Source organism: Microbacterium sp. BWR-S6Y (assembly GCF_041379845.1).
Taxonomy (GTDB): Bacteria; Actinomycetota; Actinomycetes; order Actinomycetales; family Microbacteriaceae; genus Microbacterium; species Microbacterium hydrothermale.
Genome location: NZ_JBFECV010000001.1, coordinates 487,382 through 502,097 on the forward strand (window position 1 = coordinate 487,382; position 14,716 = coordinate 502,097).

At 71.1% G+C, this 14,716-nt stretch carries 14 protein-coding genes; 1 reads left to right on the plus strand and 13 read right to left on the minus strand.

The annotated features are described in order from the left end of the window. Positions 1–14: 14 nt before the first annotated feature. Genes AB1K56_RS02275 through AB1K56_RS02300 form a run of 6 tightly spaced genes read right to left on the minus strand, consistent with a single transcriptional unit; the run spans position 15 to position 4,967 of the window. Complete coding sequence (locus AB1K56_RS02275) at positions 15–863, minus strand: MurR/RpiR family transcriptional regulator (protein WP_371204365.1); 849 nt, start codon at positions 861–863, stop codon at positions 15–17. Beyond that, entirely contained in the window at positions 853–1,677 is an 825-nt protein-coding gene (gene phnE, locus AB1K56_RS02280; RefSeq protein ID WP_371204366.1) for a phosphonate ABC transporter, permease protein PhnE, read from the minus strand. Before phnE (AB1K56_RS02280) ends, AB1K56_RS02275 begins: the two co-directional genes overlap by 11 nt. Next, positions 1,674–2,468: a phosphonate ABC transporter, permease protein PhnE gene (phnE, locus tag AB1K56_RS02285; protein WP_136586826.1), complete on the minus strand. Its 795-nt coding sequence runs from the start codon at positions 2,466–2,468 to the stop codon at positions 1,674–1,676. Before phnE (AB1K56_RS02285) ends, phnE (AB1K56_RS02280) begins: the two co-directional genes overlap by 4 nt. Then, entirely contained in the window at positions 2,465–3,283 is an 819-nt protein-coding gene (phnC, locus tag AB1K56_RS02290) for a phosphonate ABC transporter ATP-binding protein (protein ID WP_371204367.1), read from the minus strand. The genes phnE (AB1K56_RS02285) and phnC overlap by 4 nt, the downstream gene beginning before the upstream one ends. Further along, on the minus strand, positions 3,280–4,254 hold the full coding sequence (gene phnD / locus AB1K56_RS02295; protein WP_136586828.1) for a phosphate/phosphite/phosphonate ABC transporter substrate-binding protein: 975 nt from the start codon (positions 4,252–4,254) through the stop codon (positions 3,280–3,282). Before phnD ends, phnC begins: the two co-directional genes overlap by 4 nt. 26 nt (positions 4,255–4,280) lie before the next feature. Beyond that, on the minus strand, positions 4,281–4,967 hold the full coding sequence (locus AB1K56_RS02300; protein WP_371204368.1) for an HAD family hydrolase: 687 nt from the start codon (positions 4,965–4,967) through the stop codon (positions 4,281–4,283). A gap of 115 nt (positions 4,968–5,082) precedes the next feature. Between AB1K56_RS02300 and AB1K56_RS02305 the strand changes: the two genes are divergently transcribed. Then, positions 5,083–5,706: an amino acid deaminase gene (locus AB1K56_RS02305; protein ID WP_371204369.1), complete on the plus strand. Its 624-nt coding sequence runs from the start codon at positions 5,083–5,085 to the stop codon at positions 5,704–5,706. Positions 5,707–5,873: 167 nt separating this feature from the next. Here AB1K56_RS02305 and AB1K56_RS02310 read toward each other — a convergent pair whose 3' ends face one another. From AB1K56_RS02310 to AB1K56_RS02340, 7 genes are all read right to left on the minus strand, one after another. Next, the gene (locus AB1K56_RS02310; protein WP_371204370.1) at positions 5,874–7,001 is read right to left on the minus strand and encodes a LacI family DNA-binding transcriptional regulator; all 1,128 of its coding nucleotides are present in this window, start codon (positions 6,999–7,001) and stop codon (positions 5,874–5,876) included. 9 nt (positions 7,002–7,010) lie between these two features. Beyond that, positions 7,011–8,873 carry a glycoside hydrolase family 3 protein gene (locus AB1K56_RS02315; RefSeq protein ID WP_371204371.1) on the minus strand — a complete coding sequence of 621 codons (1,863 nt, stop codon included), beginning with the start codon at positions 8,871–8,873 and terminating at the stop codon, positions 7,011–7,013. 143 nt (positions 8,874–9,016) lie between these two features. After that, positions 9,017–9,913, minus strand: a complete 897-nt coding sequence (locus AB1K56_RS02320; RefSeq protein WP_371204372.1) for a carbohydrate ABC transporter permease — start codon at positions 9,911–9,913, stop codon at positions 9,017–9,019. 11 nt (positions 9,914–9,924) lie between these two features. Next, a complete protein-coding gene (locus AB1K56_RS02325) occupies positions 9,925–10,872 on the minus strand; it encodes a carbohydrate ABC transporter permease (RefSeq protein WP_371204373.1) in 948 nt (315 codons plus the stop codon). A gap of 4 nt (positions 10,873–10,876) precedes the next feature. Beyond that, positions 10,877–12,139, minus strand: coding sequence for an extracellular solute-binding protein (locus AB1K56_RS02330; protein WP_371204374.1), 1,263 nt, complete (start codon positions 12,137–12,139; stop codon positions 10,877–10,879). A gap of 225 nt (positions 12,140–12,364) precedes the next feature. After that, a complete protein-coding gene (locus AB1K56_RS02335) occupies positions 12,365–12,970 on the minus strand; it encodes a TetR/AcrR family transcriptional regulator (RefSeq protein WP_371204375.1) in 606 nt (201 codons plus the stop codon). A 76-nt stretch (positions 12,971–13,046) separates the two neighbouring features. Continuing rightward, a complete protein-coding gene (locus tag AB1K56_RS02340; RefSeq protein WP_371204376.1) occupies positions 13,047–14,666 on the minus strand; it encodes a glucoamylase family protein in 1,620 nt (539 codons plus the stop codon). Positions 14,667–14,716 lie beyond the last annotated feature (50 nt).

The window sequence follows — 14,716 nt, forward strand, 5'->3', positions numbered from 1 at the left end:
GCGGGACCGAGTGGTCAGCCCGCGTCGCCGAGGTTGTCGGAGAGGATCTCGAGCACGCGCGAGCGGGCCAGGGATGCATCGTCGGCGCGCGCGGCGGCCACCGCGTCGACGAACGCCTCGGCGAACACCGCGTGGGCGATGCGGGAGGTGTGCTCAAGCTCGTCGCGGAAGGAGCCCCCCGAGGCGAGCACGAGCGAGAGGTCGGCCCGCTCCGTCAACGGCGAGGCGGAGAACGACGTCAGCGCGATCACCCGCGCTCCCGCGGCGCGCGCGGCGGATGCGGCACGCAGGCTCGCCTCGTTCGCCCCCGAACCGCTGATCACGACGCAGACGTCGTCGACCGCGAGATGCCGGGCGGCGATCTGCTGACCGATCGGATCGCCCACCGTCTCGGCGGGCCGGCCGACGGCGGTCAGTCGCATCGCGAGGTCGGTGGCGACCGGCGCCGAGAGGCCGCTGGCCACCACCAGCAACCGCCGAGCGGCGACCACGGCATCGACGGCCTCGGAGACCCCCTCGGCATCCAGCAGACTCGTGACGGCCCGGAGGTCGTCGGAGATGCGATCGATCGCGGAACGGATGCCGCCCAGGGCCCCGTCCTGCGCGACCGGGGCGACCGCCCCGCGGCCGCGCTCGGCGGCGAGCGCCACGCGCAGCTGCGGGTACCCGCGGTAGCCGAAGGTCTGGCACGCGCGCACGACGGTGGAGCGGCCCACGCCCACCCGGTCGGCGATCTGCTGCGCGGTGAGCTCGATGACGGCATCCGGCTCATCGACGATGAGGTCGGCGACACGGCGCTCGCTGGGCTGCAGCGAGTTGCGCACCGCGGCGATGCGCGCGGTGACCGGCACCTCAGCGGACACGGGGACCCTCCATGATGCGGCGGCGGATGCGACCCGACACGGCGTCGATCGCGACGGTGACCACGACCACGACGATGAGGAGCATGCCCACCGTCGACCACTCACGGTACTGGGTGTACGAGGTGAGCATGTCGCCGATCCCGCCCACGCCGATCAGCCCGAGCACGGCGGAGGCGCGCACGTTGATCTCGAACCGGTAGAGCCAGAACGACAGGAACGTCGGCGACGCCTGCGGCCAGACGCCCCAGCGCAGCACCTGCGCGGTCGACCCGCCCGCGGCCCGGGCCGCTTCGATGGGTCCGGGGGCGACGTTCTCGACCGCCTCGTATCCCCACTTGCCGAGGGTGCCGACGCCGCCGATCGCGAGGGCGAGGGCACCGGTGAGGGGCGTGAGACCGGTCACCGACAGGATGATGATCGCGAACACCAGCTCGGGCACCGCGCGCACGAGCGAGAACACGAACCGCAGGGCCGCGCGCACCGGCGGCGGACCGAAACCGCGCGCGGCGATCAAGGAGAGCGGGGTGGCGATCAGGATGCCGAGAACCGTGCCGATCCACGCCATCTCGACGCTGCGCCAGGTCTGCCAGAGCGCCTCGGGGAGCTTCTCCCAGTTCGGCGAGAGGAACATCAGCCCGAGGTAGCGGGCGATCTCGGCGGGGAGTTCGCCCAGGCGCGACCACGTGATGTCGGCCGACCAGAACGCGGCGATCACGATCGCGCTGACCACGACCCACGACAGGGCGCGCAGGGGTCGCCGACGGCGGCGCGGCACGGCGGGGGCCGTGACCGCAGAGGGGGCGAGGGCGGTCATACGAGCCTCCGGCGGATCGCATCGCTGACGGTGTCGAGCACGACGACGATCACGAGGATCTCGACGATGATCAACGACAGCTGGTCGTAGCGGTAGAAGGTGCGCACGGCGTCGATGAGCAGGCCGATCCCGCCCGCGCCCACGAGACCGAGCACGGTCGAGGCGCGCACGTTGAGCTCGAACACGTAGAGCGTCTGCGAGACGAACACCGGCCAGGTGTCGGGGAGGGCGAGGGCGCGGTTGATCTGCGTCTGCGTCGCCCCGGCGGCGCGACCGGCCTCGAGCGGTCCGGCGTCGGCGGAGTCGATCGACTCCGAGACCAGCTTGACCACGATGCCGACGTTGAACAGCACGAGCGCCAGGATGCCGGGGAGGGCGCCCACCCCGACCATCGCGACGAGCACGGCGGCGTAGACGAGCTCGGGCACCGCGCGCACCACGTTCAGGATGCCGCGCACGAGCGCCCGCGTCGGGGTGAACGGATTGGTGGGCCGGGCCGCCCAGAAGCTCACCGGCAGCGAGATCGCGGCGCCGACGGCCGTGCCGATGACGGCCATCTGCAGGGTCTCGAGAATCGGCCCGACGGTGCGCGGGAAGAACGTCCAGTCCGGTGTGAGGAGTTCGCCGACCCGGAGCGCGCCCTGCTGCCAGTTGCGGACGATCGCGCCCACGTCGAGGCCGACGCCGACCACCGGCAGGCACATGAACACCGTGACGGCGACGATCACGGCGGCCGCCGTCCACGGCATCCATCGCCCTCTCGGGCGCGGGGGCACGACGAGGACCGTCATCGGTCGAGCCTGTCGGCCGCGGTCACGCTGCGACCGTAGATCTCCGCGAAATCGGCGTCGGTGGCGGATGCCGCGGGCCCGTCGTAGACGATCTCGCCGGCGCGCATGCCGATCATGCGCGTGCCGTACTCGCGGGCGAGGTCGAGCAGGTGCAGGTTCACGAGGACCGTGATGCCGAGGTCTTCGTTGATGCGCCGCAGGTCGTCCATCACGCCGCGGGCCGTGGGCGGGTCGAGGCTCGCGACGGGTTCGTCGGCGAGCACGATCCGCGGCTGCTGGGTGAGCGCGCGGGCGATCGCGACGCGCTGCTGCTGGCCGCCGGAGAGGGCCGAGGCGCGGTCCCAGACCTTGGGCAGCATCCCGACCCGCTCGAGCGCTTCGAACGCGAGCTGCCGGTCCTCGGGTCGGTACGCGCCGAGCAGGGTGCGCCACAGCGGGGTGTGCGCGAGGCGGCCCACGAGCACGTTGTTCAGCACGGTGGTGCGGCCCGCGAGGTTGAAGCTCTGGAAGACCATCCCGATCTGCCCGCGCGTCTCGCGCAGGCGCCGACCGGACGCGCCGTCGATGCGGCGCCCGCCGACCTCGACCGCACCCGAGGATGCCGGTACGAGACCGTTGATGGTGCGGATGAGCGTCGACTTGCCCGAGCCCGACAGTCCGACGACGGCGACGAGATCGCCGGGCGCGATGTCGACCGAGACGTTCTTCAGTCCGATCGTCCCGTTCGGATAGCGCACCGACACCCCGTCGAGGCGGATGCCCCAGGGCGCCGAGGCCTGCGCCTCGACGCCCGGGGTGAGGGATCCGGTCGTCACTGGAGTCCGAGCTGCTGGGCGGCGCGGGCGACGACGTCGAGCGACGCGGGGTCGGCCGGCGCGAGCTTGGTGATGGAGTAGACCGCCTTCAGCGCGGCGGAGCCCTCCTCGGTCGTGGAGTACTCCTCGAGCGCGGTCGAGATCTTCTCCTGCAGCTCGGGCGAGAGGTCCTTCGACACGGCGACGCCGTCATTGGGGATCTCGTCGGTCAGGCCGAACACGACGACCTTCTGTCCGACGTCGCTCTTGTCCTTCGCGACGAGCGTGCGTGCGTCCCAGAAGCTGAAGCCGACCTCGGCGTCGCCGTTGTAGACCGCGAGAACCGAGGCGTCGTTCGCCGTGACGGGGACCTTCTGGAATCCGCTGTCGATGTCGACGCCGGCCTCCTTCAGCGCGAGCATCGGGTAGATGTAGCCGGCCGGCGAGCCGGGGCCGAGCACGGCGACCTTCGCTCCGGCGATCTTGGTGATCGAGTCGAGTCCGGCCGGGCCCTGCAGCGCGTCGGCGCCGTTGCAGAAGCTCATGCCGTCGCGCTCGACGACGGGCGTCTCGCAGTACTTGTCGGGGTTGTTCGTCATGAACTGACCCGGGTAGGTGATGTTGCCGTTGCGCTCGGTCTGGAGCACGACCGAGGCGCCGTAGCGGTCGTTCGCCTGCCACAGCTGCAGCGACGGGAGGAAGCCGATCTGCGCCTGGCCCGCGCCCATCGCCTCGACGGCGGCCTGGTAGTCCTTCGAGACGACACCCGAGACCGGGATGCCGAGCTTCTCGGTGAGCATGTCGGTGAGGGGCTTCGCGGTGTCGACGAGGTTGGCCTGATCCTGCGAGGGGACGAGGGCGAGCACGAGCGAGCTCGGGTCGGCGGCGGGTTCGGAGGCCGATCCGGCCGTGCCCGCGCAGCCCGCCAGGGCGAGCGAGGCGAGGGCCGCGGTGGCGAGGGCGGCGGCGAGACGGGGGCGACGAGTGTTCATGATTCCTTCTGCGGGTCGGGTGGGATTCAGGCGGGGGTGGAGGACGTGCGAGCGGGGGGAGCGTCGACGCGGGCGGCGGCGACCCAGGCGGCGAGCGCCGGCAGGAGCTCGTCGAGAGTGTCGGCGCGGAAGGTGGGACGGGCGGCGGGATCGATGTAGCCGCCGACGAGCGCGGTCGCGTGGCCGCGGGCGTGCGCGGGGGCGAGGTCGTTGCGCCAGACGTCGCCGATCGCGAGCACCGCGACGCCGTCCCCGAGGTCGTCGAGCAGCGCGTCGAGACCGGCGGGCTTGGCGGCGTCGGTGACGACACGGTCGAAGAGTCCGTTCAGCCCCATCGCGGCCAGGGCGTGGTCGAGGCGTGTGACGGGGGCGTTCGTCACGAGCAGTCGTTCGGCGTCGGTGGCGGCGAGGAACGCGGCGAGTCCGGGGGCGGTCGACACGGGGGCGTCGACGCCGCCCAGTCGGGTTCGACTGTCGGCGTACGCCGCGGCGAGGGCGGCCTCGCCCACGCCCGCGTCGAGGGACAGGCGCCGGACGACGTCGTAGCCGTCGATGACGTCGCCGGCGGGGGCGGCGAGACGGGCGGCGACCGAGGAGACGAACGTCTCGGCGGATGCCGTGTGGGCGGCGACGGCGCGGGCGTAGGCCAGCAGGGGACCGTCGCCGAGGGCGACGGTACCGTCGAAGTCGAAGATGAGGACGGGGCGGGGCACGGGGGGAACTCCTGTCGTGGACGTTGCGTCCATGATGGGCTCTCAATGTGGACGCAATGTCCACATTCCGTGAACGTCGTGTAAACGATGCGACCGCGCGTCGTAGCGTGGAGGGGTGACCTCGACCACCGCCCTCGACGACGCCGCCGCCCGCGCCCTCGACGACCCCGCCGCCGCGATCTCGTCGCTGCCGTGGCTTGAGGCATCCCTCGCCGACGACGCCGCCGCGGGCCGCTTCGCCGCTTGGGGGCGATCGACGGTGATCGATGAGAACGTCGGCGAGGCGGTCATCCCCCGCCCCCTGTTCGACGAGCTGCACGAGCGGGCCGGCCTCGAGGCGACCTGGCCGGTCGGCAACGCCGGGCTGCTGCACGTCTACGGGTATCTGCTCTCGACGACACCCACGCCCTACGGACTGAAGCGCGAGCGCTGGCTCTCGGGCGAGCTGGAGCGCGCGTGCGGGCTCGAGGTCGGAGCGCTCCTGCCGTGGGCCGGAACCGAGACCCTGCTGGCGCGCGCGACCGCGGTCGCTTCGGCGCTGCTCGCCCGCGCCGATGCCGTGACCGAGGTGGCGGAGGGCCGCACCGCGCGCATCGCGTTGGGCACTCCGGCCCCCGGCGGCACAGCGGCCCTGGCGTACGCGGTGGACGGGCGGATCGTCACGATCTTCCCCGTGGCCGATCCCGCGGCGCTCCGCGCGGGTCTCGGCGCCCCGCGGCTGCGGTGGAACGCGGCCTGACCCGTCCCCCGCGAGCCGTAGCGCGGATATCCAGACCGACACGCCGGGTCACGGCATCCCGAACCGGCGCGCCACCCACGAACTCCGTACGACGGCACAGCCGCCCCACCCTCGCGAGCCGGACGGCCCGGCACGACGGCGCACGCGCCGACGGACCGGCGCCGACGTCAGCAGCCGCAGCTCTCCCGCACCAGCACCCGCGGCTCGAACACGACGTCGAAGCGACCTCCCTCGGGGGGCGTCCCGGCCGTGCCGGCGAGGATCCGCGCCGCAGCCCGCCCCATCGCCTCCATCGGCTGGCGCACGGTCGTCAGCGGCGGCGAGGTCAGGCGCGAGCCGAGCGTGCCGTCGAAACCCGTCACGATCACGTCGGCGGGCACGCGCACGCCCTCCGCGGCGAGGACGTCGAGCAGGGTGAAGGCGTTCTGATCGGTCGCGCAGACGAAGGCCTGCGGCATCCGCCCTCCCGCTATCAACGCCCGCACCTGCGGCACGAGGTCGTCGTCGCCGCGCACGGTCGCATCCACGATCTCGGGACGGGGACGGATGCCGCGGGCCTCCAGCTCGGCGATCATCGCCGCCCGACGCTCGACCGAATCCGTCGCCTCCAGGCGCCCCACGAAGGCGAGGTCGGTCGCCGCGTGCTCATCGACGAGATGGGCGACGAGCGCGCGCATCCCCCGCGCGTTGTCGACGCGCACCCGGTGGTGCGGATCGTCGTCGGGCGCGGCGCTGAACAGCACGATCGGGATGTTCAGCGAATGCCGGGCGAGGGTGGGCGCCGTCTGCGGCGAGGGGAAGATCGCGAGCCCGTCGACGCGACCCACCGTGTCGGCGACCGACACATCGGCATCCGATCCGCTGCTCAGCATCACCGGACGACCGAGGGCCCAGCACTCCAGCTCGAAACCGCGCTGCACCTCGTCGACGTACAGCGGGAAGGCCCGGGGGTCGGAGAGGACGTCGTCGTCGGTCTGATCCCAGGGGATGACTCCCCCGGTGTCGAGCGCGGGCGACTGCAGTCCGCTCAGCGGTTGGGCCAGGGGGTCGGCCCGCTCGAGCAGCAGGTCGAACGCGTGCAGTCCGAGCGTGCCGGTGCGCCCCCGCGCGAGACCCCGCGCGGCCCCGCTGGGGGCGTAGCCCAGCCGCCGGGCCGCGTCGAGCACGCGCTGACGCGTGGCGTCGCTGAGCTTGTCGGGCCGGCGGAACGCGAACGACACCGACGCGATCGAGACGTTCGCCTCTTGCGCCACGTCGTACACGGTCGGTCGACGCGTCGTCTGCCCCTCCGCCATCGGTCGGACCTACCCCCTCTGCCCCACGGTCGCCAGCTCCTCCAGCTCGAGCCCGTGGTGCACGGGGAAGACGGGGTCGCCGGTGTCCGACGGTACATCCTCGCGCGACGAACGCACGGCATCCATCGACCGGGGGATCTCGATCGGCAGGCGTCCGCGCGGCGCCACCCGACCGGTGAGCGCGTCGAGCACGGCCTTCGCCGAGCTGCCGTAGTCGGCGACGATCGCCGCGGCGTGTCCGACGAACGGGGTGAGGATCGCCGGCCGGTCGAGGTTCACGACGAGGACGAGAGGGCAGGATGCCGCGATCTGCTGCAACCGGTACACCAGGCCCGGCGCGAACTCGAGGGAGCCCTGGTGGAACCACGCCTCGAGGAAGAGGTCGTCGCGCGGCTCGAACGGCGCTCCGATCCGCACGATCGCCAGGTCGGCGTCGGCGGGTTCGGCGACCACACGGCCGAGCTCGGCGACATCGTCGGCGCGGAAGCCCTCGACGTAGACCGTCCCGGCGGGTCGGAGGGGCAGGACGTGATCTTCGTTCACGAGCACCGTCAGCGAACGCGCCTGCGCCCGCTCCCCCAGCGCGCGGAACTCCGCGTTGCCGACGATCCGCTCGGCCTCGTCGACATCGACGTACGGGTCGTCGAAGAGCCCGAGCTGGAACTTCACGCGCAGCAGGCGCCGCACCGAGGCGTCGATGCGCTCCTCGGAAACCCGGCCCGAGCGGACGAGGTCGAGGAGCATCTCGACGCACTCCTCCCCGCCGAACTGGTCGCTGCCGGCATCCAGGATCTTCTCCATGCGCTCCACCGCGGAGAGGTGCTCGACCCCCCAGGCGCGGGCGGGCAGCACCTGATCGCCGACGTGGTTGTCGTTGACGAGCTCCCAGTCGGTCACCACGACGCCGTCGTAGCCGAGCTGTTCGCGCAGCAGTCCCGTGACGATCTGGCGGTTGTAGCCGAAGCCGACCTTCTCGATCGGCAGACCGTCGACCTCGAGACCGACCGGCATGCCGTAGTACGGCATCATGCCGGCGGTGCCACGGCGGATCGCCTCGCGGAACGGCTCGAGGTGGTAGTCGAACATCCCGCCGGGGTACACCTGCTCGCGGCCATACGGGAAGTGCGCGTCCTCGCCGCCTTGCTGCGGCCCTCCGCCCGGGAAGTGCTTGGTCGTGCAGGCGACGCTGTCGGGGCCGAGTTCGTCGCCCTGGAATCCCTGCAGGTAGGCCGCCGTGAACTCGGTCACGCGGGCGGCATCCTGTCCCAGGGTCTGCGCCTGCCGGCCCCAGCGCGGCTCGGTGGCGAGGTCGATCTGCGGGTGCAGGGCGGCGCGGATGCCGACCGCGACGTACTCGCGCCGCGCGACCTCGGCGAACTCGCGCACGGTCTCGACGTCGTCGAGGGCGGCGAGACCGAGGCCCTCGGGCCACTGCGAGAAGGGGCCGGCCGAGAAGGCCACGCCCGTGTTCTCGACGAACGCGTGGCGGGGATCGGTGCTGATGGTGACGGGGATGCCGTGCGGCGTCGTCTCGGCCAGCGCCTGCAGGTTGTTGTTCCAGGTCGCCGCCTGGCGAGCCGTGCGGATCGCGTGCACGTTGAAGTGGTTCATGTGCTTGCCGACCACCACGGTCGTCGTCGGGGACTTCGAGATCTTGCCGGGAGCCTCGAGCAGCTCGCCGTCGTCGCCGACCTCGATGACGGTCTGGAACATCAGCCCGACCTTCTCTTCGAGGCTGAGGCGCGCGACCAGGTCGTCGGTGCGCTCGTCGACGCTCAGCGTCGGGTTCTCGTAGGGGTCCATCACGCCGTTGCCGTTCAGGTCGCGGAAGCGCGTGCCGTCGGGGGCGGTGAGGAAGCGGGCGTGGGTCATGGGGGGTCCTTTCGGAGCCGGCGGCCTGTCGACGGGCGGGGCAGGACCGGCTGGGCCGTGCGTGGCCGGGATCGGGCGGGCGGGGACGGGACGCGGGCTGCGGGGTGCGGGGCGGGGCGCATGATGCCGACCCGCCCGACACCTCACTTCAAACCGGTCGAGGCGATGCCCTGGATGAAGTAGCGCTGCAAGAAGACGAACAGCAGAATGATCGGCGCGATCACCAGCACCGAGCCCGCGAGCAGCAGGCCGTAGTCGGTGGCGTTCTGCCCCGTCGAGTACAGCGACAGCGCGACCGGGAGGGTGTATTTGGCCTCGGTCTGCGCCGCCACGAGCGGCCACAGGAAGTTGTTCCACGAGGCGAGGAAGGTCAGGATGCCGAGGGTCGCCAGCGGCGGCCCGCACAGCGGCATGACGATCCGGGCGAAGATCCGCAGCTCCCCCGCGCCGTCGATGCGCGCGGCCTCGAGGAGAGGATCCGGGATGCCGAGCATGAACTGCCGCATGAGGAAGACGCCGAGCGGGGTCGTGACGAACGGCAGGATCAGCGCCGCGTAGCTGTCGACGAGTCCGAGGGAGGAGACCATCACGAACAACGGCACGAAGGTGACCACACCCGGGACCATGAGCGTCACCATGACGACGACGAACAGGGCCTTCTTGCCGGGGAAGTCCATCTTCGCCAGCGCGTACCCGACCATCGAGCAGAACACGAGGTTGCCGGCGACCGTGAACAGCGCCACGAGGATGCTGTTGCCGAAGAACTGCCCGAAGTTCAGCTGGCCGAACCAGGCGCCGAAGTTCTCCCAGGTGAACTCCTGCGGCCACCACGTCGGCGGGCGCTGCAGGATCTCGCGCTGCGTCTTGACCGAGCCCAGCAGCATCCAGGCGAAGGGCAGGATCCAGACGATCAGGCCGACGACGAGGACGCCGTAGGTCAGCGCGCGACCGGGGGTGACGCGGTTCTCGGAGCGGCGGCGGCGCGGCGGCTCGACGGTGTCGGCGACCACGGCCGGAGCTGCGGGTGACGTGAGTGTCATGGCATCCTCCCTCAATCCTTCGAGCGCAGCACGCGGAACTGCACCAGGCTGAGCAGCGCGATCGCGAGGAACAGCAGGTAGCTCGCGGCCGAAGCCGTGCCGTACTGCCCGAAGCCGAACTGCTTGAACGTGTAATAGGCCACCGAGAGGGTGGAGTTGAGCGGTCCGCCCTGGGTCATCACGAACGCTTCCTCGAAGAACTGCAGGAAGCCGACCGAGATGAGCACCGCGCCCAGCAGCAGGGTGGGGCGCAGCAGCGGCAGCGTCACCGAGGTGAGGCGGCGCCAGGACGAGGCGCCGTCCATGAGGGCGGCCTCCTTCACGTCGGTCGGGATCGCCTGGAGACCGGCGAGGAAGATCACCATGAGCGTGCCGACGTTGCGCCAGACCGCCATCGCGATGAGCGAGGGAAGGGCGGTGCGGGTGTCGTTGAGCCAGTCCGGACCCTGGATGCCGATGATCGCGAGCGCCGAGTTGAGCAGGCCCTCGGGCTGCAGGATGTAGCGCCAGACCACCGCGACCGCGACGATGCTCGTCACGACCGGGGCGTAGAAGCCCACCCGCAGGATCGAGACGAAACGCCCCTTGCTCGCGTTGAGCGCGAGGGCGAGGGCCAGGGCGACGGCCATCGTGACCGGGATGCCGACGACGACGAACGTCGCGGTCACGCCCAGCGACGTGAGGAAGACGGGGTCGGTGAGGACCCCCGCGTACTGCTCGAGTCCGACGAAGTTCACCGCGAACGGCGAGCGGATGTCGCGCGCCGTGAAGTCGGTGAAGGACATCGCGAAGGAGCCGACGATCGGCACGACCATGAAGACCGCGAAGACCGCGACGAACGGCAGGGCGAAGCCCCACGCGACCCATCCCTGGCGCCGGCGGCGGCTCGACGCCCCGCCGGCGCGGGCGCGACCGGCGGCCGGAGCCCGCCCGGTCGCACCCACGACTGCCTGCGTCATGATGTCAGCCCAGACCCAGCTGGTCCGCGGTGGCCTGAAGCTCCTTCAGACCGTCGGCCGGGCTCTGCTGACCGAGGCGGAGCTTCTCGAGCATCGCGTCACCGGCCGCGGCGACCTGGACCCATGTGGTGACCGCGGGCACCGACTTGGCGGTCTCGAGCTGGGTGCCGAAAGCGGCGAGCGTCTTCGACGACGACAGGGCATCCGACTTCCAGGCATCCTGAACCGCGGGGAGGTCACCGGTCGCCTCGTACCACGCGGCCTGCGTCTCGGGCTCGGTCAGCCACTGGACCAGCTTCCAGGCGCTGGCGGCGTTGTCGGAGTTGTCGAACACGGCGAGGTTCGCCCCGCCGCTGAACGAGGTGGAGGACTCCTTGGCCGGAAGCACCGCGGTGGAGATCTTATCGCTGAAGCCCTCTCCGCCGAGGTCTTCGAGAAGGCCGATGAACGCCGGTCCGTCGATGAACATCGGGGTCTTGCCCGAGACGAAGTCCGCCTCCTGGGCTCCGGCTGAGCGGTCGGCAGCGGGGTTGGCGATGCCGTCGGTGTAGAAGCTCTGGTAGTAGTCGAACGCCTCGGTGGTCTCCGGGGTGTCGAGGGTCCATTTCGAGCCGTCCTCCAGCTCGGCGCCGTTCGACCACGGCATCCAGAGGTTCCCCTGGAACGAGTCGTTGCCCGAGGGGAGACGGATGCCGTAGTCGGCGCCGCCCTTGGCCTGCATGTCGGCGGCCATCTTCTTCAGGTCGTCCCACGTGGTGGGGGCCGACGTCCAGCCGGCCTGGGCCGCGATGTCGGTCCGGTAGTAGAGGACGCGGGTGTCGACGTACCACGGCACGCCGGTCGCGCGATCGTCGATCATCGTGGAATCGATCGCCCCGGGGAAGATCCCGTCGGTCGAAAGGTCGCTGGGCACGGTCTGCAGCGCGTCGCCGAAGTCGGCCATCCACGTCGAGCCGACCATCGCGAGGTCGGGGGTGTTGCCGCCGGCGATCGCCGTCTGGAACTTGCTGTACGCGGCATCCCAGGGGACCGGGGTGACCTCGACGGTGACGCCCGGATTTGCCTCTTCGAACTGCTTCACAAACTCCGGCAGCGCCTCACCCTCGGCGCCCATCGCCCACATCGTGAGCGTGCCCTCGGCCTTCGCGTCACCGATGGTCGAGGCCTCCGCGGCACCCGCCCCGGTGTCGGAGGCACGGCCGCAGCCGGTGAGGGCGATCGCCGCCGCGGCGACCACGGCCACAGCGCTCCATCGGGTCATCTTCATCGTGTTCCTCCTCGAACCAGGGCGCCCGTCGTCAGGCGCTCGTCTGAACGTCGTGGTCGAGTTTAAGCGCATAACCTCTGCTGCGCAAGCCGTGGGCGCCCGCCCGGGCGGAGCAGCCTCGCCGAGACCGCATGACTTTCGCGAGCGCGTACGCATTCGCTCACCACAACGCGCGGTCTCGTGCAGAACGTGCGGTCTCGGGAGCCGCGGGACGCCCCGCAGAGCTCAAGCCGGAGGCCGCAGATAACCCCGCACGAACTCGGCGAACAGCGCGGACATGTCGACCGAGTCATCCAGGAGCCACTGCTGCTGCAGGCCGTCCATCACGGCGCTCAGCAGCCGGGCGGCACGGGCGGGATCGATGTCGGAGCGCACCTCACCCGCGGCCTGCCCCGCGCGCAGCAGGTCGGCGGCGGTCTCGGCACCGTGGCGGTACCGCTCGGCGAAAGCCTCGTGCGACGGATGGGCGGGGTCCCCCGCTTCGGCGACGACCAGCGTGTACAGCGAGGTGAGGCCGCGGGTGGTGGCGTTGTGCGCGACGACCTTCTGCATCTGCTCGACGAGCGTGTGCTCGTGCGGATCGCCGGCCGCCGCCCGCACCCTGTCGTCGCGCTGGCGCAGCACCTCCGCGAACAGCTCCTCCTTCGACGCGAAGTGGTGCATGAGCCCCGCGGGAGTCAGCCCCACCCGCGTCGCGACCTCACGGAGCGATCCGGCCGTGACGCCCGATCGACCGAACACGACGACGGCCTCGTCGACGATGCGCTGCCGCGTCTGCTGGCCTTTGGCGTAGCTGCCGCGGCGCGCGCGGGGCGCAGGTGCGTCGGCCATCGGCATCCTCTCCCCGTTCCGGACACACCGATGCCCGGCACCTCCGAGAGGCACCGGGCATCGAGCGATCGGGCCGTCAGGGACGCGAAGCGCCCCACGACGAGCCGAAGACCTGCTGTTCGATGGCGGGCCGGAGGTTCTGCTCCATCCTGTCATCGACCATGTAGTCCTTCAGCGAGTCGCCGGTGAGCGCGTTGCCGATCGCCGCCATGATCATCGACTGATCGAGCGAGAGGTAGCGCTCGGCGACCGTGTCGCTCTTGACGGCGACGGCGTCGTAGAAGCCACCCGGACCATAGGCGCCGAGCTTCTTCTCGATCCCGCGGAGGTTCTTCAGAACCCCCTGCCGGTCGTACGGCAGGGCGAGGAACGCCGCGTGCGGGGTGACGACCCCGTCGCCGAACGACGGGTCGGGGTTCGTCCCCTCGGTGCAGCCGGGGCGATCGATGTCGACGTCGGTCTTCTCGGCATCCGAGGTGTATCCATCGGAGCGGATGCCGGCGATGTCGACTCCGTACTCGCTGTAGCCGCCGAACGGGTTGCTGGCGGGCGAGAAGCCCCAGTACCCGTAACCGGCTTCGGCCAGGCCGTGCCGCTTCTGGACCTCGACGGTGACGGGGTGGTTTACGCCCCAGGAGCGCGGACCCCATTCAGCCTCGGGGATGAGCAGATCGGGCATGAGGGCCTCGAACATGCTTCCACCCCAGCTCGGCACGAACGACATGCCGTCGTATGAATACACGCCCTCGTAGACGTCGACGCCGTCGTACTCGCGGTTCTCGCCGGTGGGCAGCTGCTCCTGCCACGCCCAGTCGCAGCCCGCGGGCATCGTGCGGTGGGTGCCGTAGAGACCGGATGCCGGGATGGAACCCTCGGAGATGCCGAGGTACGTCGCGATGCGGCTCTCGCTGACGGTCGTGTCGTAGTGGTGGCACGTGTAGAACGCGGTTTCGCCGCTTCCGTTGTACATCGGCGCCTCGACGGCGCAGCCGTCACCGGGAGGGGCCTCCCAGAAGCCGCCGCGGTTCGTGCCGGCGGGAAGGCCCGCGGCCCCGGCGGTGTCGAAGAACGCCGAGAAGTCCATCGACTCGTACAGCGCATCGGCGCGGTCGGCGAGAGTGGGCTCCGCCTCGCGGACGATCCGCAGCCCCGCGGCGAGCCAGCCGTTGTCGACCGTGCTGAGGAACGGGTGGATGACCTCGCCCGAGGTCGGGAAGATCTCGAGCTTCGCGCCGGTGGCGGGGGCGTACCAGTTGTAATACATGCCGCTGCCGTCGTTGCGCTCCATCGTCTCGAGCGTCGAGACCGTGGCGGTGAGGCGCTCGCGGGCCTCATCGGCATCGATGATGCCCAGGTCGCGCGCGGTCACCGTCGACCAGAGGTAGCCGCCGATGTTGGTCGGCGAGGTGTATCCGGATGCCGTGGACTCATCGAGCGTCCCGCCGATGTTGTCGTCGGGCAGACCGGTGTCCTCGTGGGCCATGGCGGCGAGCGAGGTCCAGGTGTCGGTGGCGTATCGGGCGAGATCGCGGGCGCCGGGACCGGTGAAGGCGGGCGGACCGGCGTGGGCGGGAGGGCCCGCGTGCCCGGGCAGACCGGGCTTCCCGGGTGGCGCGGCCACGGCCGGGGATGCCGCGGCGAAACCGCCCAGGACGAGTCCGACGATCGCGGTGGATGCCGCGAGGGTGTGCTTCATGACTGCTCTCCTCATCGAAAGCGCTCCGGGGGGATCGGAGCTCGTTGTGC